This is a genomic window from Microbacterium sp. BWR-S6Y, assembly GCF_041379845.1.
In the GTDB taxonomy this organism is placed as follows: Bacteria; Actinomycetota; Actinomycetes; order Actinomycetales; family Microbacteriaceae; genus Microbacterium; species Microbacterium hydrothermale.
In genome coordinates this window covers 120,995-147,470 of record NZ_JBFECV010000002.1, presented here as the reverse complement: position 1 = coordinate 147,470, position 26,476 = coordinate 120,995, and the positions used below count along the sequence as shown (strand labels likewise).

Annotated in this window: 21 protein-coding genes; 8 read left to right on the top strand and 13 right to left on the bottom strand. The window is 71.8% G+C overall.

Features of this window, described 5'->3' with window-relative positions; translation table 11 throughout:
• Positions 1–48: 48 nt before the first annotated feature.
• Positions 49–747, bottom strand: a complete 699-nt coding sequence (locus AB1K56_RS04470) for an SDR family NAD(P)-dependent oxidoreductase (protein WP_371204747.1) — start codon at positions 745–747, stop codon at positions 49–51.
• Positions 748–863: 116 nt separating this feature from the next.
• Between AB1K56_RS04470 and AB1K56_RS04465 the strand changes: the two genes are divergently transcribed.
• Complete coding sequence (locus AB1K56_RS04465; protein ID WP_371204746.1) at positions 864–2,069, top strand: homoserine O-acetyltransferase; 1,206 nt, start codon at positions 864–866, stop codon at positions 2,067–2,069.
• 319 nt (positions 2,070–2,388) lie between these two features.
• Here AB1K56_RS04465 and AB1K56_RS04460 read toward each other — a convergent pair whose 3' ends face one another.
• Complete coding sequence (locus AB1K56_RS04460) at positions 2,389–3,636, bottom strand: MFS transporter (protein ID WP_371205054.1); 1,248 nt, start codon at positions 3,634–3,636, stop codon at positions 2,389–2,391.
• 242 nt (positions 3,637–3,878) lie between these two features.
• Here AB1K56_RS04460 and AB1K56_RS04455 point away from each other — a divergent pair, with 242 nt between their 5' ends.
• Positions 3,879–4,283, top strand: coding sequence for a hypothetical protein (locus AB1K56_RS04455; RefSeq protein WP_264630284.1), 405 nt, complete (start codon positions 3,879–3,881; stop codon positions 4,281–4,283).
• 7 nt (positions 4,284–4,290) lie between these two features.
• On the opposite strand, the gene AB1K56_RS04450 is transcribed toward AB1K56_RS04455, so the two are convergent.
• The 3 genes from AB1K56_RS04450 to AB1K56_RS04440 all read right to left on the bottom strand — a co-directional run bounded on the left by AB1K56_RS04450 (position 4,291) and on the right by AB1K56_RS04440 (position 6,962).
• Positions 4,291–4,626: an MTH1187 family thiamine-binding protein gene (locus tag AB1K56_RS04450; protein WP_371204745.1), complete on the bottom strand. Its 336-nt coding sequence runs from the start codon at positions 4,624–4,626 to the stop codon at positions 4,291–4,293.
• A 104-nt stretch (positions 4,627–4,730) separates the two neighbouring features.
• A complete protein-coding gene (locus AB1K56_RS04445; RefSeq protein ID WP_371204744.1) occupies positions 4,731–6,038 on the bottom strand; it encodes a hypothetical protein in 1,308 nt (435 codons plus the stop codon).
• A gap of 75 nt (positions 6,039–6,113) precedes the next feature.
• The gene (locus AB1K56_RS04440; RefSeq protein WP_371204743.1) at positions 6,114–6,962 is read right to left on the bottom strand and encodes an NAD(P)H-hydrate dehydratase; all 849 of its coding nucleotides are present in this window, start codon (positions 6,960–6,962) and stop codon (positions 6,114–6,116) included.
• A gap of 28 nt (positions 6,963–6,990) precedes the next feature.
• Between AB1K56_RS04440 and AB1K56_RS04435 the strand changes: the two genes are divergently transcribed.
• Positions 6,991–8,049, top strand: coding sequence for an NADH:flavin oxidoreductase/NADH oxidase (locus tag AB1K56_RS04435; protein ID WP_371204742.1), 1,059 nt, complete (start codon positions 6,991–6,993; stop codon positions 8,047–8,049).
• Between the two features lie 231 nt (positions 8,050–8,280).
• Here AB1K56_RS04435 and AB1K56_RS04430 read toward each other — a convergent pair whose 3' ends face one another.
• Together AB1K56_RS04430 and AB1K56_RS04425 are read right to left on the bottom strand one after the other, a co-directional pair.
• The gene (locus tag AB1K56_RS04430) at positions 8,281–9,336 is read right to left on the bottom strand and encodes a hemolysin family protein (protein WP_136586967.1); all 1,056 of its coding nucleotides are present in this window, start codon (positions 9,334–9,336) and stop codon (positions 8,281–8,283) included.
• Positions 9,336–10,676, bottom strand: coding sequence for a hemolysin family protein (locus AB1K56_RS04425; protein ID WP_136586968.1), 1,341 nt, complete (start codon positions 10,674–10,676; stop codon positions 9,336–9,338). Before AB1K56_RS04425 ends, AB1K56_RS04430 begins: the two co-directional genes overlap by 1 nt.
• Positions 10,677–10,831: 155 nt before the next feature.
• On the opposite strand from AB1K56_RS04425, the gene AB1K56_RS04420 reads away from it, so the two are divergent.
• Complete coding sequence (locus tag AB1K56_RS04420) at positions 10,832–11,866, top strand: glycoside hydrolase family 76 protein (RefSeq protein ID WP_371204741.1); 1,035 nt, start codon at positions 10,832–10,834, stop codon at positions 11,864–11,866.
• On the opposite strand, the gene AB1K56_RS04415 is transcribed toward AB1K56_RS04420, so the two are convergent.
• A complete protein-coding gene (locus tag AB1K56_RS04415) occupies positions 11,856–13,316 on the bottom strand; it encodes a GuaB1 family IMP dehydrogenase-related protein (RefSeq protein ID WP_371204740.1) in 1,461 nt (486 codons plus the stop codon). The genes AB1K56_RS04420 and AB1K56_RS04415 overlap by 11 nt on opposite strands.
• A gap of 152 nt (positions 13,317–13,468) precedes the next feature.
• Between AB1K56_RS04415 and AB1K56_RS04410 the strand changes: the two genes are divergently transcribed.
• Positions 13,469–17,158 (top strand): multifunctional oxoglutarate decarboxylase/oxoglutarate dehydrogenase thiamine pyrophosphate-binding subunit/dihydrolipoyllysine-residue succinyltransferase subunit, encoded by a 3,690-nt coding sequence (locus AB1K56_RS04410; RefSeq protein WP_371204739.1) that lies wholly within the window; start codon positions 13,469–13,471, stop codon positions 17,156–17,158.
• A gap of 214 nt (positions 17,159–17,372) precedes the next feature.
• On the opposite strand, the gene AB1K56_RS04405 is transcribed toward AB1K56_RS04410, so the two are convergent.
• From AB1K56_RS04405 to AB1K56_RS04385, 5 genes are read right to left on the bottom strand one after another with little or no spacing between them, the layout of a single operon-like run.
• Positions 17,373–18,674 carry an alpha/beta hydrolase gene (locus tag AB1K56_RS04405; RefSeq protein WP_371204738.1) on the bottom strand — a complete coding sequence of 434 codons (1,302 nt, stop codon included), beginning with the start codon at positions 18,672–18,674 and terminating at the stop codon, positions 17,373–17,375.
• Entirely contained in the window at positions 18,671–21,181 is a 2,511-nt protein-coding gene (locus tag AB1K56_RS04400; protein WP_371204737.1) for a bifunctional lysylphosphatidylglycerol flippase/synthetase MprF, read from the bottom strand. Before AB1K56_RS04400 ends, AB1K56_RS04405 begins: the two co-directional genes overlap by 4 nt.
• A gap of 36 nt (positions 21,182–21,217) precedes the next feature.
• Positions 21,218–22,522 (bottom strand): GNAT family N-acetyltransferase, encoded by a 1,305-nt coding sequence (locus tag AB1K56_RS04395; protein WP_371204736.1) that lies wholly within the window; start codon positions 22,520–22,522, stop codon positions 21,218–21,220.
• A gap of 55 nt (positions 22,523–22,577) precedes the next feature.
• Complete coding sequence (locus tag AB1K56_RS04390; protein WP_136586975.1) at positions 22,578–22,820, bottom strand: zf-HC2 domain-containing protein; 243 nt, start codon at positions 22,818–22,820, stop codon at positions 22,578–22,580.
• Complete coding sequence (locus AB1K56_RS04385) at positions 22,817–23,422, bottom strand: sigma-70 family RNA polymerase sigma factor (RefSeq protein ID WP_136587203.1); 606 nt, start codon at positions 23,420–23,422, stop codon at positions 22,817–22,819. Before AB1K56_RS04385 ends, AB1K56_RS04390 begins: the two co-directional genes overlap by 4 nt.
• 112 nt (positions 23,423–23,534) lie before the next feature.
• Between AB1K56_RS04385 and aroA the strand changes: the two genes are divergently transcribed.
• The 3 genes from aroA to bcp are packed head-to-tail and all read left to right on the top strand — an operon-like array spanning position 23,535 to position 26,416.
• A complete protein-coding gene (gene aroA / locus AB1K56_RS04380; protein ID WP_371204735.1) occupies positions 23,535–24,881 on the top strand; it encodes a 3-phosphoshikimate 1-carboxyvinyltransferase in 1,347 nt (448 codons plus the stop codon).
• 3 nt (positions 24,882–24,884) lie between these two features.
• Positions 24,885–25,946, top strand: coding sequence for a ribosome small subunit-dependent GTPase A (rsgA, locus tag AB1K56_RS04375; protein ID WP_371204734.1), 1,062 nt, complete (start codon positions 24,885–24,887; stop codon positions 25,944–25,946).
• Positions 25,943–26,416, top strand: coding sequence for a thioredoxin-dependent thiol peroxidase (gene bcp, locus AB1K56_RS04370; protein WP_371204733.1), 474 nt, complete (start codon positions 25,943–25,945; stop codon positions 26,414–26,416). The genes rsgA and bcp overlap by 4 nt, the downstream gene beginning before the upstream one ends.
• Positions 26,417–26,476 lie beyond the last annotated feature (60 nt).

The window sequence follows — 26,476 nt, the reverse complement described above, 5'->3', positions numbered from 1 at the left end:
CTCGCCCCCCCCGAAGCGACGACTCCCGGCGAGTCGCGCGGGAGTCGCTCAGATCTTCTGCCGCGGACGGAGGCTCCCCAGTCCCCCGTCGACGCCCAGCACCTGGCCCGTCATCCACGCGTTCTCGGGCGCGAGCAGGAACTCCACGGCCCGGGCGACGTCGTCGGGCTCCCCGAGCCGTCCGAGCGGATGCATCGCCTCCGACACCTTGCGCGACATGTCGCTCGAGGTGAGCTTCTCGGTGAGGCGCGTCTGCACGAGCCCCGGTGCCACCGCGTTCACGCGCAGGCCGTGCGCGGCGTAGCTCGCCGCCGCCGAGAGGGTCAGGCCGATCACCCCGGCCTTGGCCGCCGCGATGCCGTCGTGGTTGGGCAGGCCCGCGAGGGCCGCCGCGGACGACACCAGCACCACCGCTCCCCCGTCGCGCATGTGGGCGCCGGCGGCGCGCACCGCGGCGAAAGCCGTGGTCAGCGAGGCGGCGATGAGCCCGTCGTACTGCTCGCGCGAGGTCAGGTGCGCGGGCTTGAGCAGCATCGAGCCCGCGAACACCGCGATCCCGTCGAGCGGACCGGCTTCGCCGACGACGCGATCGACCTCGTCGAAGTCGGTGGCGTCGAGGATGTGGTCGGGGTCGATGCGCGAGGAGTCCCGCGCGGTGGTCACGACGCGGTGTCCCGCGTCGCGCAGTCGTGTCGCCGTCGCCTGGCCGATGTCGCTCGAGGCGGCGATGAGAAGGAAAGTCGCCATGCCGGGATCATGACGACCCCACCCGGGAGTCAGTGGGGGCTGGACAAGCGGCATCCGAGCCGTCCCGACGCGTAACAGACCGTTGCCGACCGCGGCCACCGGCGAGAATGGATGTCATGGACTGGCAGATCTCCGAAGACACCGTGCCCTCGGCGCCGGTGACGGAGGCCGACGCGCGGTCTCTGCTCGGTCGCCCCCCGGCGACGGGCGCGTGGCGCGACGGCGACCCGATCGGAGACCGCCGATTCGCCACGTTCGGCGCGTTCACGACCGAGAACGGGGCGTCGCTCCCCCACGTGCGCCTCGCCTACGAGACGTGGGGCGAACTCTCCCCCGCGCGCGACAACGCGGTGCTGATCCTGCACGCCCTCACCGGCGACAGCCACGTGCGCGGCGCCGCCGGCCCCGGTCACGCCACGGCCGGCTGGTGGAGTGATCTGGTGGGACCCGGGGCCGCGATCGACACCGACCGGTGGTTCGTCGTCGCCCCGAACATGCTGGGCGGATGCCAGGGCTCGACCGGACCGGCCAGCATTGCCCCCGACGGGTACGAGTGGGCCGCGCGCTTCCCCTACCTCACCATCCGCGATCAGGTGTCCGCGCAAGCGGCACTGGCCGACACCCTCGGGATCGAACGCTGGTTCGCGGTCGTCGGCGGCTCGATGGGCGGGATGCACGCCCTCGAGTGGGCCGTCGGGCACCCCGACCGTGTCGCCCGGGCGGCGATCCTGTCGGCCCCGCCGATCACGACCGCCGATCAGATCGCGCTGAACTCCGTGCAGCTCGACACCGTCCGCATGGACCCGCGCTTCGCCGGCGGTGAGTACTACGACGCGGGCGACGGCGACGGCCCCCACCGCGGTCTCGCCCTCGCGCGCCGCATGGCGCTGTTGAACTACCGCAGTCCGACCGAGTTGAACTCGCGCTTCCAACGATCGTGGCAGTCGGGGGTGAGCCCGCTGGGCCGCGGCGGCCGGTTCGCGGTGGAGTCGTACCTCGACTTCCACGGCAACAAGTTCACGCGCCGCTTCGACGCCAACAGCTACCTGACCCTCGTCGAGGCCATGAACTCGCACGACGTCGGGCGCGACCGCGACGGCGTCGAGGACGCCCTGGGCCGGGTCAGCGCGACGACCCTCGTGCTGGGCATCGACAGCGACCGCCTCTTCCCCATCGACGGGCAGCACCGCATCGCCCGCGGCATCCCGAACACGCTCGACGGCGACCAGTCGGTCGTGCTCGCGAGCGATTTCGGCCACGACGGCTTCCTCATCGAGACCGCCGCCGTCGCCACGCACCTGCGTCGCCTCTTCGCCACCTGAGGGATTCCGGATGCCGCGCCCGCGGCATCCGTCCCGCGCGGGCGCCCTCCGGTCGGGGCCGTGCCGTCCGGCGGCCGGGACCTGTCGCCGGGTGCCGAGGGGCGCCGAGTATCCGAGACACCCGGAGCCGGTGCGATCGGGGTCCGGGTGTCTTGGACGCTCGACACTCGTGCACCGGCGCGGGGCGCGCGGCGCGGAGCGCTGGCGCGGAGCGCGGAGCACGGGGCGCTGGCGCGGAGCGCGAAGCACGGGGCGCTGGCGCGGAGCGCGGAGCACGGGGCGCTGGCGCGGAGCGCGGGGCGCTGGGGACGGGCGGGGCTCAGCGCTGCGTCGGGATCGAACCGGTGATCGCGGTCTGCGCGGCCTCGGCCGCCGGCATCCGGTGCGCGGGGTGCCGACCGGAACGGTCCTCGACCCGGTACGACGCGATCGCCACCGCGAGTCCGCCGAGGGCGAGCAGCGCACCGACCCACGCCGGGGCGACGAGTCCGAGACCGGCCGCGATCGCCAGGCCGCCGAGGAAGGCGCCGAGGCTGTTGCCGATGTTCAGCGCCGAGTGGTTGAGGGCCGCGGCGATGGACTGGTTGTCTTCGGCCACGTCCATCAGGCGCGTCTGAATGGCGGGGCTCAGCGCCGCTCCGCAGAACGCCACGAGGAAGGCGAAGAGCACGAGACTCACGATCCACGCGGCGGTGAGGGCAAGACCGACGGATGCCACCCCCAGAGCCACGAGCCCGACGTACAGCCAGAAGCGCAGGTCTTTGTCGGCGAGGGCGCCGCCGACGATGTTGCCGACCGTCATCCCCACCCCCACCGTCACCAGCACGAGCGAGACCGCCCATTCGGGCTGACCCGCGACGTCGGTGATCATGGGGGCGATGTAGCTGTACATCGCGAAGAATCCGCCGAACCCCACCGCGCCGATACCGAGCGCGAACCAGACCTGACCGATCCGGAACACGCGCAGCTCGTCGCGCAGACGCCGTCCCGGAGAACCCGGATGCGACGGCACGAACAGGGCGATGCAGACGGCCGCGAGCGCGAAGATCGCAGTCACCACGGCGAACGCCGCTCGCCAGCCGACCTGCTGGCCGAGGAGCGTGCCCAGCGGCACTCCGACGACGTTGGCGATCGTGAGCCCCGTGAGTACGAACGCGACGCCCTTCGCACGATTGCCGGGTCCGAGCGCATCCGCCGCCACCAGCGCGCCGATGCCGAAGTACGCGCCGTGCGGAAGACCGGCGAGGAAACGGGATGCCGCGACCAGCTCGAACGTCGGGGCGATGACCGTCAACAGCGTGAAGAACGCCAGCGCCGCCGCCAGGACGATCATCACGCGGTGCCGCGGGAAGCGGGCGACCGATCCGGCGATGGTGGGCGCCCCCACGACCACGCCGAGGGCGTAGAGCGAGATGAGCCATCCGGCCTGCGCGATGGCGTCGTCCGGGGACGACGCCCAGACGCCGGGCACGAGTTCGCGGGCGATGTTGGGCAGCAGGCCCATCACGACGAACTCGGTCATGCCGATGCCGAAGCTGCCGATGGCGAGAGAAAGGAGCGCCCGCATCGCCGCACCTCTCGAGGGAGTCGAAGAGGTCACCCGTCGATGCTAGCCGGGTTGCCGCGCGTCGTCGAATCGTTTCGAGACGACGACGGGGCGGTCCGGCGCACGATTCGCTCTCGGGCTCACCCCTCCTCCCCAGACGGTCGATCGGCGGATCCCTCCCCCGTCACGCCGATCCACGGATTTCACCCGCTCCCCCCGTGGCACTCTCGAACCCTCCCCCGCACAATGAAGGGATGCCGGAGATGACCGAACCCCAGGTCTGGGTCCTGATCGGGACGTTCGCCGCCGCCGTCCTGGGCGGCATGACCTTCAGCACGAACCTCATCATGGGCTCGCTCACGAAGGTGATCACCGCGAACACCGATCGTCTGGAGGCGCGCATCGACTCCCTGCGCGCGGAGACGATGGCCGAGAGTCGCGTCACGCGCATGGAGCTCAACGCGAAGATCGACAGCGTCGAAGCCGGGCTCAACGCCAAGATCGACAGCGTCGAAGCCGGACTCAACGCGAAGATCGACAGCGTCGAAGCCGGACTCAACGCCAAGATCGACAGCGTCGAGAGCCGTCTGCGCGGCGATCTCGCACGCATCGACGCCGACGTCTCCGCCCTCACCAAGCGCGTCTGGACCGACCCGCCCGCGATCTGATCCGACCTCAGCCGGTGCGGTCCTCTCGACGCTCCAGCGCCTGCTCGAGCCGCTCGACCTTGCCGTCGATCTCTCCCGTGCGCCCGGGACGGATGTCGGCTTTCAGCACCAGCGAGACGCGCGATCCGTAGGGCATCACGGCATCCGTCGCCGCTTTGACGACGGCGAACACCTCGTCCCACTCCCCCTCGACCTCGGTGAACATCGAGGTCGTGCGGTGCGGCAGACCGGACGCGCGGACGACGGCGACCGCCGCGGCCACGGCGTCGTGCACCGACGCGTCGGGGTTCTCGGCCGCGGCGGTGCCGACGCCGGAGGGGGCGACGGAGAAGGCGATGAGCATGCCTCGAGACTACGGCGCGGCAGCGCGCGACGGAACGGACGGCGCCCGCGGCGCACACGAACCGGCGCCCCCGAGGACAGCGCGTCGAGGTCAGTGCGCCCAGGTCAGTGCGTCGAGGGCACCCGCGGCGGGGCGGGCCGACGCCCCGTGACGATCTCGCGCAGACCCGCGGGCGGGCGCACCCGGCCGACGGGCGCCCGCACGACCCGCACGATCGCCCACACCAGCAGCACCAGACCGAGGACGTTGCGCACCTCGAGCACGACGACCGGGAAGGGGTTCGGGTGCGTGGCCATGAGCCCGTCGTACAGCAGCGGGTACATCCACTGCGTCAGCGCGGCGATGACCAGCGTGAGGGCGGCGAAGCCGTACCAGCGACGCCGGTCGACCAGCAGGCCGAGCACGACCGGGGCGAACAGCCACACGTAGTACTGCGGCGAGCCCACCTTGTTCAGCGCGATGAACGCCGTGACCAGGGCGAGCGACAGCGGGGGGAAGAGCGAGAGGAACGTCGCGCCGTGCCGGAGCTTCCACACGCCGACGGCGGCCACGCCGACCATCGTCAGGAGCATGATCGGCGTCATGGCGGCGATGACGGCATCCGCTCCCGGTCCCGTGACCTGGAAGGTCAGCACGTCGCCGTCGTAGTAGACCTCGCTGCCGGGTACGTAGAACGCCGCGAGGAACATGTACAGCCCCCCGACCGGCGCCTCCATCTGGATGCCGCGCGAGGTCTGGTCGCCGACGAACCCGAAGACGAAGGGCGCTCCGCCCAGGGCGACCACCGGGATGATGGTCGCGAGCGAGACGGCCACCGCTCCCCAGACCAGGGCGAGACGGCGACGCACGGCCACCAGCCCGGCCGCGAGGATCGCCGCGGGCCACACCTTCATCCACACCGACACCGACAGCAGGACGGATGCCAGGAACGGGCGCCGCAGCATCCAGATGCCGCCGAGGATCGCGAACGGCACGGTGATGCCGTCGATGCGGTAGATCCCCACCGGACCGATGAGCAGGATCGCCGCGAGCCAGAACCAGGCGGCGACGACGCGGCCGCGCGAACGTCCGGAGCCCACGAGCACGACGAAGGCGATCAGGTTGAACAGGGCGACCGTGATGGCCCACGCCGGCGTGTATCCGACGGCCCAGGCGAACAGCCAGGCGAAGGTCATGGGCAGGAACGCCAGCTGCGGGTAGATCCACTTCTCGGTGATCCCGGGCCACTGCCAGGTGTCGCTGCGCGTGCACGAGGTCACGTCGATGCCGCCGAAGAGCGCGCAGCGCGACCACGGTTCGTACACCAGATACACGTCGCCCATGGGCTCGTTCGGCTGCTGGTAGCCGAGGACCCCCACCACGACGTGCACGGCGACGAACGCGATCAACAGGGGAACGACACGCCTCAACACCCCCCGATCCTAAGCGGGCCGCCCCGTCGGCCCCGGACGCGCTCCCCCGCCCGCCCGGGGCGGACCGGTCAACCGTTATGCGATCGAGTCCGTCGACAGCTCCGCGACCACGCGCGGAACGGCCTCCGCGACGTCGAGCGCGGTGATCGGACCGCCCGCGCCACCCGCCGCGAGAGAGGCCACCGCCCCCGCGCGTCCGTGCACCCAGGCCGCGGTCGCCGCGTACGCGGCCAGATCGTCGATCCCGGCGCGTCCCGCCGCGACCGCACCGGCCGCGAGGGCGCCGAGCACGCCGCCCAGCACGTCGCCCGTGCCCGCGGTCGCGAGCCACGGGGTCCCCGCCGACACCCGGCGGACCCACCCTCCCGCGGCCGCCACGACGGTCACCGCGCCCTTGGACAGCACCACCCCGCCGAAGGCGTCCGCCGTCTCGCGGGCGATGCGCTCGCGATCGTCTGCCGCGGCCTCCGGCAGCCCGAGCACCGCGCGCAAGCGGTCGAGCTCGCGCGCGTGCGGCGTCACGATCACGGGAGCGGTCGCCCCGGCGACGAGGTCGAGGGCGCCCGCGTCGACGACGACGGGCAGATCGCCGCTCAGGATGCCGCGCAGCGCGGCGGTCTCGGCGGCGTCGCGCTCGGCGGCATCCGTCCCCGATCCCACCAGCCAGGCCTGCACGCGACCGTCGGCGGTGACCGTCTCGGGCCGGCGCTGCAGCACGAGGTCCTGCGCCCGGGCTGGTCCGAGGTAGCGCACCATCCCGGTCCCGGTGCGCCAAGCCGCCTCGACCCCGAGCACCGCCGCGCCGGGGTAGCGGGCCGACCCGGTGCGCACGCCGATGACGCCCCGGGAATACTTATCGTCGTCCGCCGTTGGCCTTCGCAGTACGCGGGCGGCATCCTGTGCGCCCCAGTCCATCGCCGTCATGGCGTCACCCTAGAACGCGAAGGTCCCCATGAGCGCCCTCTTCTCTCCCCTGTCCATCCGCGATATCGCGATCCGCAACCGCCTGTGGGTCTCGCCGATGTGCCAGTACAGCGCCGTGGACGGCGTGGTGAACGACTGGCATCACGTCCACCTCGCCCAGTTCGCGGCGGGAGGAGCGGGGCTGGTGATCGCCGAGGCCACCGCCGTCTCACCCGAGGGGCGCATCTCCCCGCAGGATGCCGGCATCTGGACCGACGCCCAGGCCGAGGCGTGGCGGCCCATCGTCGCCGCCATCCACGCGCGCGGCGCCGTCGCGGGCGTGCAGCTGAGCCACGCCGGCCGCAAGGCGTCTACGTCGGCCCCGTTCGCCGGCTCGCGCGGAACGGTCGCCCCCGCCGACGGCGGCTGGAGCACCGTCGCCCCCTCGGCCCTCGCCTACGCCGACTTCGCCGAGCCCGTCGCCCTCGACGCGGCGGGCATCGAGAAGGTCGTCGCCGATTTCGCGGATGCCGCCCGCCGGGCCGTCGACGCCGGATTCCAGGTGCTCGAGCTGCACGCGGCCCACGGCTACCTGCTGCACCAGTTCCTCTCGCCCCTGACCAACCATCGCGACGACGAGTACGGCGGCTCGTTCGAGAACCGCGTGCGCCTGCTCGTGCGTGTGACGCAGGCCGTGCGCGACGCCGCTCCCGCGGCGGCGGTGTTCGTGCGCTTCTCCGCGACCGACGCGGCCGAGGGCGGGTGGAGCGTCGACGACACCGTCGCCGCGTCGCGCCTCGTCGCCGCGGCCGGCGCGGATCTGATCGACCTGTCGAGCGGCGGATTGGTTCCGCAGCAGCACATCGTGCCCGGACCGGGCTATCAGGTCGCCTATGCGGACATCGTGCGCCGGGAGACGGGACTGCTCGTGAGCGCCGTCGGGATGATCGACGAGCCCGCGCTCGCCGAGAACGTCGTCGCCGACGGTCGGGCCGACGCCGTCATGTCGGCCCGGGAGTGGCTGCGCGACCCGCACTACGCCCTGCGCGCCGCAGCACAGCTGGGCGCCGACTCCCCCGCCCCCGCGCAGTACCTGCGGGCGTACTGACCCGCGCCCTCGCGGCGCTTCGCGACGCCCCGCCCGGCTGCCCCCCGCCCGGCTGCGCCCCACCCGCCCGCGAGATCACACGATCGGCGCGAGGTCACACGCACGGAGGCGCGCGGAACGGATGATCTCGCGCCGATCGTGTGATCTCGCCGACCGTCGACGGCGAGAACGAGAACACCGGATGCCGCGGGGCCCAGGGCCCGCGGCATCCGGTGTTCTTCTGCGGCGGCGTCAGACGAAACGGCGACGCTCTGTGGCGTCCTGCACCTCGCCGACGAGTTCTTCGATGACGTCCTCGAGGAACAGCACCGCGCGCACGTCGCCGTCCTGATCGCGCACCTGCGCGAGGTGGCGGCCCGAGCGACGCATGAGCGCCAGCGCGTCCTCGAGGTCGGTGGTCTCGAGCACCGACACCATGTGGTGAACGCGCTTGCCCGGGATGGGGCGGGCCATGTCGGCGTCCGACCCCTCCGCCGCACGCAGCACGTCCTTCAGGTGCACGTAGCCGGTCGGGGTGCCCTCCGCGTCGACGATCACGTAGCGCGAGTACCCGTGCTGGGCGACGGCCCGCTCGATCTCGGCCGGGGTGGTCGTCTCGGGCAGCGTCACGAGCTCCGACATCGGCACGGCGATGTCGGCGGCCTTCTTCTCGGTGAACTCCACCACCGCGGTGACCGTTCCGGACGCGTCGTCGAGCACCCCCTCGCGACGCGACTGCGTCACGATCGTGGCGACCTCGTCGAGCGTGTAGGTCGAGGCGGCCTCGTCCTTCGGCTCCACGCGGAACAGCCGCAGCACGTGGTTCGCGGTCCAGTTCAGGGCCACGATGATCGGGTGGAACGCCTTCGACACCGCCACCAGCGGCGGGGCGAGCATGAGCACGGCCCGGTCGGGCAGAGAGAACGCCAGGTTCTTCGGAACCATCTCGCCGAACACGACGTGCAGGTACGACACCAGCAGCAGAGCGACGACGAAACCGATCACGCCGACCGCCGCCTCGGGAAGTCCCGTGAGGCCGAGAGGCCCCTCGAGAAGGTGGTGGATCGCCGGTTCGGACACGTTCAGGATCAGCAGCGAGCAGATCGTGATGCCGAGCTGGCAGGTCGCCAGCATCATCGTGGCGTGCTCCATCGCGTACAGCGCGGTCTTGGCCGCGCGCGATCCGCGGTCGGCGTGCGGTTCGATCTGCGACCGCCGCGCCGAGATGACGGCGAACTCCGCGCCGACGAAGAAGGCGTTGGCGGCCAGCAGCACGACCAACCACGCGATTCCCGCCCAGTCGCTCATCACTGATCACCGCCCTTCGCCGCGCGCACGAGGTCGTCTACGTCCTGCTCCTCGGGTTTCGGGGTGAACTGCACCCGGTCGACGCGCCGGCCGTCCATGCGCTGCACCGCGAGCACGCCGTCGTCGATCTCGACGGTGTCGCCGACGACGGGGATGCGCTCGAGGGCGGCCATGATGTATCCGCCCACGGTGTCGTAGACCTCGCCCTCGGGAACCCTCACTCCGGCACGATCGAGCACCTCGTCGGGTCGCAGGTCGCCGGGGAACGTGACCGACGCGGCCGAGCGGACCACGCCCGCCCGCGAGCGGTCGTGCTCGTCGAGCACCTCGCCGACGATCTCCTCGACCAGGTCTTCGAGGGTGACGACCCCGGCCGTCCCCCCGTACTCGTCGACCACGATCGCCATCTGGTAGCCGCGCGAGCGCAGCTCCGACACGAGTGTGTCGAGGTGCACGGTCTCGGGCACGCGCAGGGGCTCGGTGGAGAGGGCGGCCACCGGGACGTCGCCGCGGCGGTCGCGCGGTACGCCGATCGCGGCCTTGAGGTGCACCACGCCGACGATGTCGTCCATCGACTCGCCGTAGACCGGGAAGCGGCTGTGGCCGGTGCGCCGCGCGAGCTGCACGACGTCGTCCGCGGGATCTCCGGCGGCGAGCGCGTGCACGCTCGGGCGCGGGGTCATGACGTCGGCGGCGCTCAGGCGCGAGAAGGTGAGGCTCCGATCCAGCAGCGACGCGGTGTCCTTCTCGAGCATGCCCGCGCTGGCCGAGCGCTTGACGAGGCTCGACAGCTCCTCCGCCGAGCGGGCGCCGGACAGCTCCTCCTTGGGTTCGACGCCGAGGGCGCGCAGCACTCCGTTCGCGCTGCCGTTGAGCACGAGGATCGCGGGCTTGAAGACCGCGGTGAACGCGACCTGGAAGGGGATGACGAGCTTGGCCGTCTGCCGCGGGATCGCGAGGGCGAAGTTCTTCGGCACGAGCTCGCCCAGGATCATCGACAGCACGGTCGCGAACCCGACGCCGATCACCGCGGCGAGGCCCACGGTGAGCGCCTCGGGCACTCCCCACGCCTCGAAGGCGGGGCGGAGCAGGTTCGAGATCGCCGGCTCCATCGTGTAACCGGTGAGAAGAGTGGTCAGCGTGATGCCGAGCTGCGCACTCGACAGGTGCGTCGAGGTGATGCGCAGGGCGTCGATCGTGAGCGAGAGCCGGGTCTCCCCGGCGGCGCGGCGCGCCTCGAGGTCGGCGCGGTCGAGATTGACGAGGGCGAACTCGCTCGCGACGAAGAGTCCGGTTCCCACGGTGAGCAGCAGCCCCACGGCCAGCATGACGTAATCCATCAGGCATCACCCCCGCTCGGATGCGCGGCGGGAGAGGGTCGTCGGGGCCTGGGTCTACAACTGGGAGGGTCGTCCATCGTGCCGTCGATTCTATGGCAGCGCGAGGCTCGCGGGCCGTGTCTGCGCGAGACGGCCGACCTGGGGAGGATGGGGACATGGATGCCACGTCCCCGGCGCAGACGCGCGCCATGGCGGCCGAGTCGGCCGTCGTCCGCCGCTACGTCCACCGCTACGGTCCGCTCGCCTGGGTGCACGCGGCGACGCCGGGGGCTCCCGGCGCACGCACCTGGCACTACTGGTGGCACGCGCATCTGCTGCACGTGCTGCGCGACGCTGAGGAGCACCGCCCCGACCCGCGGCGCGCGCGGTTGCTGCGGGCGCTGCACCGCGGCATCACCGTGCGCACGCTCGGTCGGTGGACGACCCCGTTCCACGACGACGTGGCGTGGATGACCCTGGCCCTCCAGCGCTACGACGTTCACGACCGGCGCATCGACCGCCTCACGCGGCGGCTGCACGACGCGATCGACCCCGCGGTGGGGGCGCTGCCATGGGCGATCGACAGCTCCCTCTACAACGCCCCCGCGAACGGACCCGCGGCGATCGCCCTGGCGTGGTCCGCCCATCGCGGCGCGGCGGTCGACCTCGACGCGTGGGTCGCCGTGACGCTCGACGACCCGGCGACGGGGCTGGTGCGCGACGGCGTCGAGCACGGCGTCGTCCGGTCCGAGCTTTGGACGTACAACCAGGGCGTCGCGATCGGCTCCGCCCTCGCGCTGGCCGAGGGCGCCCCCGATGCCGACGCACGGGACGCCCACGAGGCGCGCGCGGCCGCGATCGTGCGGGCCGTGGCCCGCTGGTGCGCGGCCGACGACGGGCTGTTCCCCGCCGCCGGAGGCGGAGACGGCGGCCTCTTCGCCGGCATTCTGGCCCGCTATCTGGCGGAGGCGGCCGTGTGGTTCCGGGCGCACGCGGCCGACGACGACCACCTCGAGGTGGCCGCCACTGCGGCCGGGCTCGTGCGTCGCAATGCGGACGCGCTCTCGGAGGGGCGCGCGGACGGCCTGTTCCCGGCCGATCCCCGCCGCCCCGCGAGGGCGACGGGCGACGACCTCGACCTCTCGGTGCAGCTCGGCGCGTGGATCACGCTCGAGGCCGCGGTCGACCTCGAGCGCGCGGTCACCAGCTGACCGGCAGCGCCTTGCCCTCCTCGTACCCCGCCGCCGACTGCAGGCCGACGCGGGCGCGCTCGTGGAACTCCGCGACCGAGGCCGCACCGGCGTAGGTGAACGAGGAGCGCACGCCCGAGGTGATCATGTCGAGAAGGTCCTCGAGTCCCGGCCGCTGGGGGTCGAGGTAGATGCGCGACGACGAGATGCCCTCGGCGAAGAGCTCCTTGCGCGCGCGCTCGAAGGGATCCAGACGCCCGAAGCGCCCCTGCACCGCTTTGGTGGAGGCCATGCCCCACGATTCCTTGTAGAGCAGACCCGCGTCGTCGGTGCGCAGGAGCCCGGGGGCCTCGATCGTGCCCGCGAACCACGAGCCGATCATGACGGATGCCGCGCCCGCGGCCAGGGCGAGGGCCACGTCGCGCGGGTAGCGCACGCCGCCGTCCGCCCAGACGTGCGCGCCGGCGGCGCGGGCCGCCTCCGCGGTCTCGAGCACCGCCGAGAACTGGGGCCGCCCGACCGCGGTCATCATGCGGGTCGTGCACATCGCGCCCGGCCCCACGCCGACCTTGAGGATCGACGCCCCGGCGTCGGTCAGATCCTGCACGCCCTCGGCGGTGACGACATTGCCCGCGGCGATCGGGATGCCGAGATCCAGGGCCGCGACCTCGCGCAGCGCGCGCAGCATCTGCGCTTGGTGGCCGTGGGCGGTGTCGACGACGAGCACGTCCACGCCGGCGGTCGCGAGGGCCGACGCCTTTCCGGCCACATCACCGTTGACGCCCACCGCGGCGGCGACGATCAGGCGCCCGTGGGCGTCCGTCGCGGGACGGTAGACCGAGTCGCGCAGGGCGCTGCGCCCCGACAGGGTGCCGACGACGCGGTCGCCGTCCACCACCGCGACGATGTCGACCCCCGCCTCCTCGATGAGGGCGAAGACGGCGCGGGGGTCTCCGATGCGCTCGACCTCGACGACGGGTCCGTCGCCGCGCGCGATGTCGCCGAGCGTGGCGTCGGGGAGGGCGGTCGCCAGGCGACGGGCCGGCACGATGCCGCGGTACGCCGCGAGGTCGACGACACCGTCGTCGCGGATGTCGGCCACGACGATGCCGCGGCCCGCGACGGGAGGAAGCACCTGTCGGGCGTCGGCGACGGTCGCGGTCGGCGGCAGCACGAGCGGCGCGTCCCAGGCGACCGGCTGCGACTTGACCCACTCGACGGCCTCGATCAGCTGCGGCAGCGCCAGGTCCTGCGGGAGCACGCCCAGGCCTCCGCGCCGGGCGAGCGTCGCGGCCAGCCGGGTACCGGTGACCGAGTTCATGTTCGCGGACACGAGGGGGATCGTCGCCCCGCTCCCGTCACCGGGGGCGAGGTCGACGTCGAGACGACTGCGCACCTCCGAGTGGCGCGGGACGAGGAACACGTCCGAGTACGTCAGATCGACATCGGGCTGAGCGCCGGAGAACTCCATGGGATCCACTCCATCACAGACGTGAATGGCAAGTCCCCGAAGCCGCCCAGAAACCTCGGCTAGGCTGGCAGACGCGTTGGACGCTCGTCGTCTTCGACGGCGACGTCGGCGCATCCACAGGAATCTTCATCGAGGAAAGCAGGCGATCGACTGTGTCGAGCCAGGTGACGGGCGTCGGTACTTCGAGCGAGGGCGAGTTCGGCGCGAACGAGTGGCTCGTAGACGAACTCTACGAACAGTTCAAAGTCGACAAGCACTCCGTAGACAAGGCCTGGTGGCCGATCCTGGAGGCGTACCACCCGGTCGTCGACGGATCCTCGGCCGCCGCTCCCCCGCCCGCCGCGCCGACCTCGGCGCCGGCGTCCGAGCCCAAGCCGGTGACGGCGCCGATCCCGGTCGTCGGTCAGGCCCCCGTGGCCCGCACGACCGCCAAGCCCGCGAAGCCGCAGCCCATCCCGGCGCAGGCGCCGAACGCGGTCCCCTCGGCAGGCTCCGAGAGCACCGAAGAAGACCGCGTGACGGTTCTGAAGGGGATGCCGAAGGCCCTGGCATCCAACATGGACGACTCGCTCACGGTGCCCACCGCGACCAGCGTGCGCACCATCCCGGCGAAGCTGATGATCGACAACCGCATCGTCATCAACAACCACATGTCGCGCACGCGCGGCGGCAAGGTCAGCTTCACGCACCTCATCGGGTGGGCGCTCATCCAGGCGCTCAAGGAGTTCCCGAGCCAGAACGTCTACTACGCCGAGATCGACGGAAAGCCCTCGGTCGTGGCCCCCGCGCACGTGAACCTGGGCATCGCGATCGACATGCCCAAGCCCGACGGCTCGCGCGCCCTCCTCGTGCCCAGCATCAAGCGCGCCGACACGCTGACGTTCGGCGAGTTCCTCGCCTCCTACGAAGACCTCGTGCGCCGGGCGCGCGGCAACAAGCTGACCCCGGCCGACTTCCAGGGCACGACGGTCTCTCTGACCAACCCCGGCGGCATCGGCACGGTCCACTCCGTCCCGCGCCTCATGCGCGGACAGGGCGCGATCATCGGCGCCGGTGCGCTCGACTACCCCGCCGAGTTCATGGGCGCGAGCGAGAAGACGCTCAACGAGCTGGCCATCGGCAAGACCATCACCCTCACCAGCACCTACGACCACCGCGTCATCCAGGGTGCCGGCTCGGGCGAATTCCTCAAGAAGGTCCACGAGCTGCTCATCGGGCAGCGCGGCTTCTACGACGACATCTTCGCCGCCCTGCGCATCCCCTACGCGCCCATCCACTGGGCCGCCGACATCAGCGTCGACGTCTCCGAGCGCATCGACAAGAGCGCGCGCGTGCAGGAGCTCATCAACTCGTTCCGCGTGCGCGGCCACCTCATGGCCGACATCGACCCGCTCGAGTACGTGCAGCGCACGCACCCCGACCTCGAGATCGAACAGCACGGGCTCACCTTCTGGGATCTCGACCGCGAGTTCGTCACTAACGGCCTGGGTGGCAAGCGCGTCGCCAAGCTCCGCGACATCCTGGGTGTGCTGCGCGACTCGTACTGCCGCACGATGGGCATCGAGTACATGCACATCCAGGACCCCGCCCAGCGCCAGTGGTTCCAGCGCAACGTCGAGGTCAAGTACACCAAGCCCGGCCACGACGAGCAGCTGCGCATCCTGTCGAAGCTCAACCAGGCCGAGGCGTTCGAGACGTTCCTGCAGACGAAGTACGTCGGTCAGAAGCGATTCAGCCTCGAGGGCGGCGAGTCGCTCATCCCGCTGCTCGACCAGATCCTGCAGGGTGCCGCCTCGGCCGGCCTCGACGGGGCCGCGATCGGCATGGCGCACCGCGGTCGCCTGAACGTGCTGACCAACATCGCGGGCAAGACCTACGGTCACGTGTTCCGCGAGTTCGAGGGTGCCGTGGCCGTGGGCAGCAAGCGCGGCTCCGGCGATGTGAAGTACCACCTCGGCACCGAGGGCACGTTCGTCGGCGACGCCGGCGACGAGCTCCCCGTCTACCTGGCCGCCAACCCCTCGCACCTCGAGACGGTCGACGGCGTGCTCGAGGGCATCGTCCGCGCCAAGCAGGACCGCAAGCCCATCGGCACCTTCTCGTGGCTGCCCATCCTCGTGCACGGCGACGCCGCGTTCGCCGGTCAGGGCGTGGTCGTCGAGACGCTGCAGATGTCGCAGCTGCGCGGGTACCGCACCGGCGGCACGATCCACGTCGTGGTCAACAACCAGGTCGGCTTCACCACGACGCCGACCGACGCCCGCACCTCGGTCTACGCGACCGACGTCGCCAAGACGATCCAGGCTCCGATCCTGCACGTCAACGGCGACGACCCCGAGGCCGTCGTGCGCGCCGCGGAGCTGGCGTTCCAGTACCGCGAGGAATTCCACCGCGACGTCGTGATCGACCTCGTCTGCTACCGCCGTCGCGGTCACAACGAGGGCGACGACCCGTCGATGACGCAGCCGCTCATGACCAACCTCATCGAGGCGAAGCGGTCGGTGCGTCGTCTGTACACCGAGTCCCTCGTCGGTCGCGGAGACATCACCGAAGACGAGTACGAGCAGGCGAAGCAGGACTTCCAGAACCGCCTCGAGGTCGCCTTCGCCGACACGCACGAGGCCGAGACCGGCACCAACCCCGTCGTGACCACCGACGCGGTCGACGAGCCCGCCGTCGGCGCTCCCGAGACCACCGGCGTCTCGCGCGAGGTCGTCCAGCACATCGGCGATGCGTTCGTGAACAAGCCCGACGGCTTCACGGTGCACACCAAGCTCCAGCAGCTGCTCGACAAGCGCCTCGACATGAGCCGCAACGGCAACATCGACTGGGCCTTCGGCGAGCTGCTCGCCTTCGGTTCTGTGCTGATGGAGGGGACTCCGGTCCGTCTCGCGGGTCAGGACTCGCGCCGCGGCACCTTCGTGCAGCGCCACGCGGTCCTGCACGATCGCGACAACGGTCAGGAGTGGTTGCCGCTGGCCAACCTCAGCGAGAACCAGGGCCGTTTCTGGGTCTACGACTCGCTGCTGAGCGAGTACGCCGCGATGGCGTTCGAGTACGGCTACTCGGTCGAGCGCTCCGACGCGCTCGTGCTGTGGGAAGCCCAGTTCGGCGACTTCGCCAACGGCGCCCAGTCGGTCATCGACGAGTTCATCTCGTCGGCCGACCAGAAGTGGGCGCAGCAGTCGAGCGTCGTGCTGCTGCTCCCCCACGGCTACGAGGGCCAGGGCCCCGACCACTCGTCGGCCCGCATCGAGCGGTACCTGCAGATGTGCGCGCAAGACAACATGATCGTCGCGCGCCCGTCTACCCCCGCGTCGTACTTCCACCTGCTGCGTCGTCAGGCGTACCAGCGTCCGCGCCGCCCGCTCGTGGTCTTCACCCCGAAGGCCATGCTGCGTCTGCGCGGAGCCACCAGCCCGGTCGAGGACTTCCTCGAGGGCCGCTTCGAGCCCGTGCTCGCCGACGACCGCGGTCTCGACGGCGCCGCCGTGAAGCGCGTCCTGCTGCACGCCGGCAAGATCCACTGGGACCTGCGGGCGGAGCTCGACAAGAACCCCAACCCCGAGATCGCCCTCGTGCGCCTGGAGCAGTACTACCCGGCGCCGATCGAGGAGCTCGCCCGAGTGCTGGCGCAGTACCCGAACGCCGAGCTGGTCTGGGTGCAGGACGAGCCCGAGAACCAGGGTGCATGGCCGTTCATCGCGCTCGAGGTGGCCGACCAGCTCGACCGTCCCGTGCGACGCATCAGCCGCGCGGCGGCGGCGTCGACGGCGACCGGCTCGCCGAAGGTCCACGCCAACGAGCACGCGGCGATCATGAAAGAAGCGCTCGCGCGCTGATCTCCCGCATTCCGAGGGGCTCGGTCGACGACAGTCGGCCGGGCCCTTCGGCGTTCAGGGCGAGGCAGCAGCGGCGCTCCGCGGCCGGGCCCCTCGGGGTGCGCGGCGGGGCTGGAGCAGCGGTCCACGACCGGGCCCCGCGGCACCCCTCGGCGTGCGCGGCGGGGCAGGAGAGCCCTTCTACCGGCGCCGGGCGGCGCCCCTCGCCCCCGTGTCAGGACGCGGGTGCCGCGAGCCCCAGAACGGATGCCAGGGCCGGTATCGCGTACGCCAGACTGCCGTCGAGCGCCTCGCCGGTGTGGCCCGCCCCCTCGACGATGTGCGTCAGCACCGTGAATCCGGCGGCCTTCGCGGCATCCGCGTTCGCCTGCTGACCGGGACCGTAGGTGGTGTCGGCACTGCCCCATGTGAAGATCGCGAGGTGATCGGTGTAGGTCCCGGGCGCCGCCGCGGCCATGATCACCGAGGGCTTGTTCGCCTGGAAGGCGTTGGCGTCACCGTTGTAGACGTCGGTCACGGTCTGGGCGACGTGCTCCGACCCGGGGAACTCGTTGCCCATGATGTCGAGCATCTGCCCCCAGGTGTCGGGGTGCTTCGTCCCGTACAGCGCCGCGCACGAGCCTCCGTTCGAGAAGCCCCCGATCGTCCAGTACCGGTGATCCTTCACGATGTTGAGGTTCGCTTCGGCCCACTGCGGCACGAGCTGGTTGATGTAGGTGGAGACGGCCCCGTACTTCGCGGAGTCCACGCACGCGGGGTCCCGATCCGGCGCCGTCAACTGGTCCACCACGATCGCGATCGGGGCGAGTCCCTTGTTCGCGGCGGCGAAGGTGTCGAGCGCCTTCGCAAGGGCGGTCGGATCGGGTGAGCCCGGCTGCCCCATCATGAACACCAGCAGCGGCAGAGCCGGCGGATTCGCGACCTGCGCCGCGGGCGGCAGGTAGAGCGAGGCGTCTCGCGCGGCGTACTGACCGGTGGGGATCTTGCTTCCCCCCGTCAGTGCGCTCACGGACCCCTTCGACGGCATTCCGGCCGGCGGCTCCCACGTCTGGTAAAGCGTCGACGGGTCGCCCGCGGTGTCACCGCGTTGCGGGAGCGACGCCGGGTCGAGAGCCTGCACCCCGAGGATCGCGGCCAGGTTGTGGGTGACGCCGTACGAGGCGTTGACCCCCAGCGCCCCGGCGAGGAGAGCCGCGACGACGGTGATCGCGCCGATCACGCGCCGGGGCCAGGGGCGGCGGCAGATGCCGACCACGCCGATGCCGACCGCGGCCGCAGCGCCCGTCGCCCACCAGATCGCGCCCGACGGGAGCGGCCCCTGGAACGTGTCCATCGCCTCGAGGATCTTCGCCACCACGAACATGACGACCGCGGCGGCCGCGGCGACCACCGCCGTGCGGATGAGTCGGCGGGGCGCCCACAGGAAGACGGCGACGACGCCGAGACCGGCGATCACCGCCGCCACCGGGAGGAAGGGCGAATCGATCAGCTCGAACGACAGCACGAACTTGTTCATCGACGCCCCTCCCACGCGGTCCTCGCCAGAGCGACCATCTCACGGCGTGACGCGTCGGGAAGGTAGGCACGGCCGACGGCGGCGCCGATCGCGGGCAGCTGCAGGGGGTCGCGGTAGGCGAGGGCCAGGGGACGGTACCTCGGGCGGAACTTGCCCTTGAAGCGGAACAGCGACGCGAAGCCGTACGCCGGTTCGAGCACCTCCGCGAGCCAGCGCAGCAGGGACCGCAGCGGAGCGGGATCCCCATCGACGGGCTCGTCGGGGTCGTCGGCCAGCGGTGCGCCGGAGAGGCTGAGGACGACGGCGCCCTCTTCCTGCAGTTCGAGGGCCGCCTTGGCGATGAGGAACTCCATCATGCCGTTGGGGCCGTCGGTGCGCCGACGCATGAAGTCCAGGGTCCACCCGGTGATCTCCCCGTCGGTCCAGCTGGGCATCCAGCTGGTGACCGCCTCGATGCGCTCGTCGGGGCCGACGGCCAGCAGGAGGCGCACGTCGCGGTCGCGGAGTTCGTCGAGCGAGCCGAGGGTGAAGCCCATCTCGGGCAGGGCGCGGTCCGCGACCCATTCCTCGTCGATGGCCACGACCTGCGACGCCTGGGCGACGGTGAGCTCGTGCCAGCGCGACCACACCGCGGTGTAGCCCTCCCTCTCGGCGCGGGTGAGCGGCTGACGCACCTTCTGCCAGCTCTTGCCCGCGAAGGTGAGGCCCGGCAGGTCCATCACGGTCTCCACCCCCACGGGGACGTGGCGCCACCCCAGCTCCACCAGGTCGTCGAGGGTCTCGGTGTGCACGCTGTAGAACGCCGGCGTCCATCCGTGCTCGACGCAGTAGTCGGTGAAGCCCCGCAGCGCCTCGGGCCGACGCCCCTCGGGAGCGAGCGGATCGGCGACGGCGAGGGCGACGTCACCCGCGAGACGGTAGGCCACAGCGCACTGGCGGTCGTCGGAGTACCAGTGACGGTTGCCCTCCCACGTGCCGAGGAAGCCGAGGGTGTCGCTGCCGCGGCGCAGGAGGTCGCGATAGAGCGCCTCGCCCCCGGCATCCGGCCGCCGCGCCCGACGGTACAGCCAGAGGATCGCGGCGACCACGATCGCCCAGAACAGCACGCCGATCCACTGGTAGGCGAACAGCGCGGGCCCGTGGTGGGGGAACGCGGTCCCTCCCCCGGGGTTGGTGAAGGCGGGCGGGAAGAAGCGGCGCAGGGTCAGTCCGAGCAGATCGAGCACCGACAGCTCTCGATCGAAGCTGCGCCTTCCGACGGACTCCACGACGAACAGCGTCGTCGCGCACGCCAGGAAGGCGAGCCCGACCACCGCGGCGACCGTCCGGGCCGCCGCGCGCGTGGCCCGCACCGTGAAGCGCGCCCGCGCCACCACGAGGGCGGCGGCCAGGGCGAGGGGGATCACGATGGATGCCAGGGCCCAGAGCACGTATTCCGCACCGCTGCCGTCGACCCAGGGGTCGATGCGCAGGCGCCCGTCGAGAAGGGAGACGATGGGCAGGATCGCCGAGGACACGAGCACGAAGAGCGCGACGGTCCAGGCCGAACGACGCCCCTGGCGCAGGCCCCAGGCGGCGACGAGCAGCAGCACGAGGGGCGTGATCGCGAGGAGCGCGGGTCCGGCGCCGCGGGTCATCAGCAGCGCGACCTGCTCGTCGCAGACCGACTGCGCCACGGAGCCGCACTTGCTGAGCAGTTCGTCGTCGTACTGCGTGTAGGCGTCGACCACGAGCGACAGCGGTCCTCGACCGCCGCCGCTGACGAGGGCGACGATCGGTCCGCTCCCGACGACGGCGACGAGCAGGGCGAGCAGGGTGCGCGTCTCGCGCGTCGAACTGCGGTGCCAGGAGCGGCGCTCCCGACCGCGCGCCAGGATCGCGCCGACCCCGAGTCCGATCACCGCGGCGGTCAGGCGGTACCAGGAGTCCGCGTCGCCCGCGTAGAGCGCGAACAGCGCCAACAGGGCGAAACCGACGAGTCGGAGACGGCGCCGCCACAGGGTCGGAGCGAGAGCCGACGCGGCCATCACCGCACCCGCGATGGGCGTCGTGGGATCGAGGACGGGAACCTCCGCGGCCACCACGGGCCGAAGGTCGGTGAGCGTCCACGCCGCCGCGTGCAGGCCGATGCCCACCGACAGCCCGGCCACCCCGAGCAGCAGCAGGAGGAGCGCCGTCCGCCGCGATCCCAGCAGCCGTTCCGCGTAGGCCAGCACGGTGAGCGCCAGCAGCACCGACGACGCGGCGTCCACCGGGGAGTCGGGGACCGCGAGGGCCGTCAGCAGCGTCCACCACCGTCCGCTCGCGAACGTCGCGAGGGGTCCGGCCCCCCACACCGACGCGTCCTCTCCCCACAGCGCCCCGGTCGCGGCCGCGGCGGCGATCACGACCACGGCCGTGGCGAGCGCGACGGGGTTCTCGCGCGTGTAGCGACGCAGGATCGAGCGCAGCGCGTCGAGGCGCGTCGGCTCGGACCGAACCGGGGAGGTGGGGGGTGCGTCGGACATCGGCGGAATCGTACGGCGGGATCCTATGAACGACGGTCAGTACCAGATGTCGAGCAACGGCGTCATCGCCGGGGCGAACGCCGCGTCGATCGCCGCGATCGCACCGGCGTCGCCGCGGACGAGTCCGGCCGCGGCGAGCTCGGAGGCCCGGACCCCGCCCAGCAGAAGCGAGCCGAGGGCCCCGACCGTGAGCTGCACATCGACCGGCGCGTCCGCGTCCGCCGGGGAGACGACCGCTTCTCGCGCCTCGTCGATGCGCACGGCCCACGTGCCGTCGGCGAATCCGAGCGGGTCGTCGACGCGCACGATCGCGTCGAGGGGGGCCGCATAGGCCCGTGACGACAGGGCGCCGGCCACGTCGAGCACGCGCAGCCAGTGGTGGTCGGTGAGCGTGGCGGTCACCGCGCGGCGGTCGGAGACCATCCATTGCACGGGCGGCACCGGTGCCTGCAACCAGGCCTTCACCGTGCCCACCAGGTCGTGCTCGATCGCGAAGCGCCACAGCGCCGCGTATGCGTCGTCGCCGTCGGCGAAGAGGCTCCGCACGTTCAGGACGTGGGAGGAGTAGTCGTCGTTCTCGTCGAGGGTGTAGATCAGGATGCCGCGCTCGACCCCATCGACGTCGCGGTAGACGACCGCGCGCACCTTCTCGGCTTCCTTGTCGCCGGGCGCCGCACCGGCGATCGCGCGCCACCGCCCATCCCACCCGGGGACCGCCCCGGGCCGTGAGACCCGCACGCGCTCGTGGATCGCGCGCACGTGCGCCACGACCGCGTCGCGGGGCACGAAGTCGAGCCGACCGGGCGTCGCCGGGCCCGTCCACCGCGCGCGACGGGTGTCGACCACCACGTCCGACGCCCACGCGGCCGGGGAGAAGCCCCAGCGACCGTAGATCGTCGCCTCGGTGACGGTCAGGCCCGCCAGCGCGAAACCGGCGTCGGCGGCCGTGCGCAGCTCTCCCCCGATCATCGCCCGGGCGATGCCGCGGCGACGGTGGGTGGGGGCGACGGTGACGGCGCTGATCGACCAGAGATCCGCCGTACGACCGGGCGACGTCGTCAGCGTCGACGCCCACGAGTCGATCGTGCCCACGGGCACCTCCGGCTCGCTCCCCGCCGCGTCGAAGACGCCGGTCAGCCGTCGCGTCCGCAGCGTCTTGCGCGCATGGGCGGCCTCATCGTCGGTCGACTCCCCGCCGAGGAAGCCCCGAGCGACGGCGCGCTGGAAGGGGCGGAAGCCCTCGCCGTCGGCGTCGATCCGGCGGTACTCCAGGCCGACGGCCGCCAGGTCGGCGGAGGAGGTCTGGTCGAGGGGCAGCGTCAGGGTGTCGAGGGATGCCATGACCCCAGCCTAGGGATCACCCCCGACACGCGTCAGGGGCAGCCGGCGGCGGCGGTCAGTGGGTCGACTGGATCGCGCGCAACCGCGAGAGCACCTGGTCGCGGAGCTCCTCGGGCGCCGTCTCCTTGCACGCACGCGCGACCACCTCGGTCAGCGTGCGGGCGACGTGCGCCTCGTCCTGGCATCCGGGGCAGTTCTCCAGATGCTCGCGGATGTCCTTCGCCTCGGTCTTGCAGACCTCGTTGCGCAGGTACTCCTCGAGGTCACGTCGCGCCTTGTCGCAGCCGCAGTCGCTCATTTCGTCTCTCCCGTCGCGGCCTGGATGCCGCGCTCTCTGGCGTAGTCCGACAGCAGGTCGCGCAGAAGGCGGCGTCCGCGGTGCAGACGGCTCATGACCGTGCCGATCGGGGTTTTCATGATGTCGGCGATCTCCTGGTAGGCGAAGCCCTCGACGTCGGCGAGGTACACCGCCATCCGGAAATCCTCGGGAATCGACTGCAGCGCGTCTTTGACGACGGATGCCGGCATGTGATCGATCGCTTCGGCCTCGGCCGAACGCGCACTGCTGGCGGTGGTGGACTCGGCTCCGCCGAGCTGCCAGTCCTCCAGGTCGTCGATCGCGCTCTGATAGGGCTCGCGCTGCTTCTTGCGATACGTGTTGATGTACGTGTTCGTCAGGATGCGGTACAGCCACGCCTTGAGGTTGGTCCCCTGCGTGAACGTCGCCCACGAGCCGAAGGCCTTCACGAAGGTCTCCTGCACGAGGTCGGCGGCGTCGGCGGGGTTGCGCGTCATGCGCATTGCCGCCGCGTACAGCTGATCCATGAAGGGCAGGGCCTGCTCTTCGAACTGTGCGCGGGGCTCCACCTCGAGCGGGCCGGCGTCTGCGGTGTCGTTCATCGCGCGCCAGTCTACGTCGCGTGTCCCGACGGCCACCGGGATGGCCGTCGCGGCGCGGTCGCGCTCCAGAAGTGCGGTCACGTGTCGTCCCCTTTCAGTAGAGTTGGAACCCATGACTCCGCTCGGGTATTCCCCTTCCGCCGCCACCCCCCGCGGTGCGTGGGACGCGCCCGTCGCGACCCGTCCCGTGGATGCCACGGTCACGGTGCCGGGATCGAAGTCGCTGACCAACCGCGAGCTCATCCTGGCGGCGATCGCCGACGGCCCCGGAACGCTGCACGCTCCGCTGCACTCCGACGACTCCGCCCGCATGATCGACGCGCTGCGGGCGCTCGGGGTCGACATCGAAGAGGTCGACACGGGCAGCGCCTTCGGACCCGATCTGCGCGTGACCCCGCCCGCCGCCTTCCATGGCGACACCGAGATCGACTGCGGACAGGCGGGCACCGTCATGCGCTTCATCGCGCCGCTGGCCGGTCTCGCCCGCGGAGACGTGCACGTCACCGCTCACGAGAGTGCGCTGCACCGTCCGATGGGGGCGATGATCCACGCCCTGCGCGACGTGGGCGTCGACATCGACGACGGGGGTCACTGGGCTCTGCCGTTCGCGGTTCGCGGCCACGGACACGTCCGCGGCGGCGAGGTCGAGATCGACGCCAGCCAGTCGAGCCAGTTCGTGTCTGGCCTGCTGCTCGCGGCGGCGCGGTTCGACGTCGGTCTGCACCTCCGTCACGTCGGCTCGCGCCTTCCGAGCATCCCCCACATCGACATGACCGTCGAGTCGCTCGCCCACCGGGCCGTGCACGTCGAGCGCCCCGCGGCCGGGGAGTGGATCGTGCCCGCGGGCCCCGTGCGCGCCAAAGACATCGCGATCGAGCCCGACCTGTCCAACGCCTCGCCGTTCCTCGCGGCGGCCATGGTCACCGGCGGCTCCGTCACGGTCACGGGCTGGCCGCTGCACAGCACCCAGCCCGGCGCGCTCCTGGTCGACATCCTCGCCGAGATGGGCGCGCGCGTCAGTCGGCGCGGCGGTGCCCTCACCGTGGCGGCGGGAGACGACGGCATCCTGGGCGTCGACCTCGACCTCTCGGCCGCCGGAGAGCTGGCCCCCACGCTCTTCGGTCTCGCAGCTTTCGCCGACGGTCCCACCACGCTGCACGGCATCGGCCACATCCGCGGTCACGAGACCGACCGCATCGCCGCCCTCGTGGGCGATCTGCGATCCCTCGGCGGCGAGGCGCACGAGCTCGACGACGGCATCCGCATCGTGCCGCGTCCGCTGCACGGCGGCGAGTGGAAGGCGCACCACGATCACCGCCTCGCCACCACCGGGGCCCTGATCGGCCTGCGCGTGCCCGGCGTGCGGATCGACGACATCGGCACGACGGCGAAGACCCTCCCCCAGTTCGCGGCCCTCTGGCACGCGATGCTGGGCACGGACGCGGATGCCGCGGACTGACCCGTGAGCTGGCTCGACGACCCCGACGACGACGACGACCTCGAGTTCGACGAGTCGTCGATCAGGGTGCGCCCCAACCCCAAGGCGAACCGGCCGCGCACCAAGCGCCGTCCCGCCCACGCCGACGCGCGCATCGCGCGGGTGCTGGGTGTGGACCGCGGGCGCTACACGGTACTGGTCGACGAGGACGGTCCCGACGAGCGCCGCGTCCTCGCCACTCGCGCGAGAGAGCTGCGCAAGCAGCCGATCGTCAACGGCGACCGCGCGCGCGTCGTGGGAGACCTCTCGGGTGACGAGGGCACGCTGGGCCGCATCGTCGGCATCGAGGAGCGCACCTCCCTCCTGCGCCGCAGCGCCGACGACACCGATCAGGTCGAGCGCGTGATCGTCGCCAACGCCGATCAGATGCTGATCGTGGTGGCGGCGGCCGATCCCGAACCGCGCGAGCGTCTCGTCGACCGGTACCTGGTCGCGGCGCTCGATGCCGGCATCCGGCCCCTCCTCGTCGTCACGAAGACCGACCTCGCCGACCCGACGGAGTTCCTGTCGCACTTCGCCGGGATCGACCTGCGCGTGTTCACCAGCGCGCAGGGCGACATGCCCCTCGACGCGATCGGCGAGGCGCTCGCCGGTCACGCGACGGTGTTCGTCGGGCACTCCGGCGTCGGCAAATCGACTCTCGTGAACGCGCTCACCGGATCCGAGCGCGCGACCGGGCACGTCAACACCGTGACGGGACGCGGACGCCACACGTCCTCGTCGGCCGTGTCGTTGCGCTACCGCGGCCCGGCGGGGTCGGGATGGGTCATCGACACCCCGGGCGTCCGGTCGTTCGGTCTGGGCCACATCGATCCGGCGCACGTGCTCGGCGCGTTCACCGACCTGGCCGAGGTCGCCGAGGAGTGCCCGCGCGGGTGCACCCACCTCCCCGACGCCCCCGATTGCGCCATCATCGAGGCCGTCGAGTCCGGTCGGCTCGGCCCGGGTGCCGCCGCGCGCCTGGACTCGCTGCAGCGTCTGCTCACGACGTTCCAGGGCATCGAGCGTTCTAGGCTGGAGGGGTGACCAACCTCGACAAGGGCGACACCGCGCCCGATTTCACCCTTCTCGACCAGGATGAACACCCCGTCTCGCTGAGCGACTTCCGCGGACGCCGCGTGATCCTGTACTTCTACCCGGCGGCGCAGACGCCCGGCTGCACGACGCAGGCGTGCGACTTCCGCGACAGCCTCGCGTCGCTCCAGGGAGCCGGCTACACGGTGCTCGGCATCTCGCGCGACACCCCCGAGAAGCTGCGCGCGTTCCGCGACAGCGACGGCCTCACCTTCCCGCTGCTGAGCGACCCCGATCACTCCGTCCACGAGGCGTACGGCGCGTGGGGCGAGAAGCAGAACTACGGCAAGACCGTCACGGGCGTGCTGCGTTCGACGTTCGTCGTCGACGAGGACGGCTCGATCGTCGAGCCGCTGTACAACGTCAAGGCGACCGGACACGTCGCGCGGCTTCGCAAGACGCTTGGTCTCGCCGCCGCCTGACCTCCGCGTCCCCGGCCCCGCTGCGCACTGCCCGTGCCGGCGGGGCCTTCGCCGTGCGCC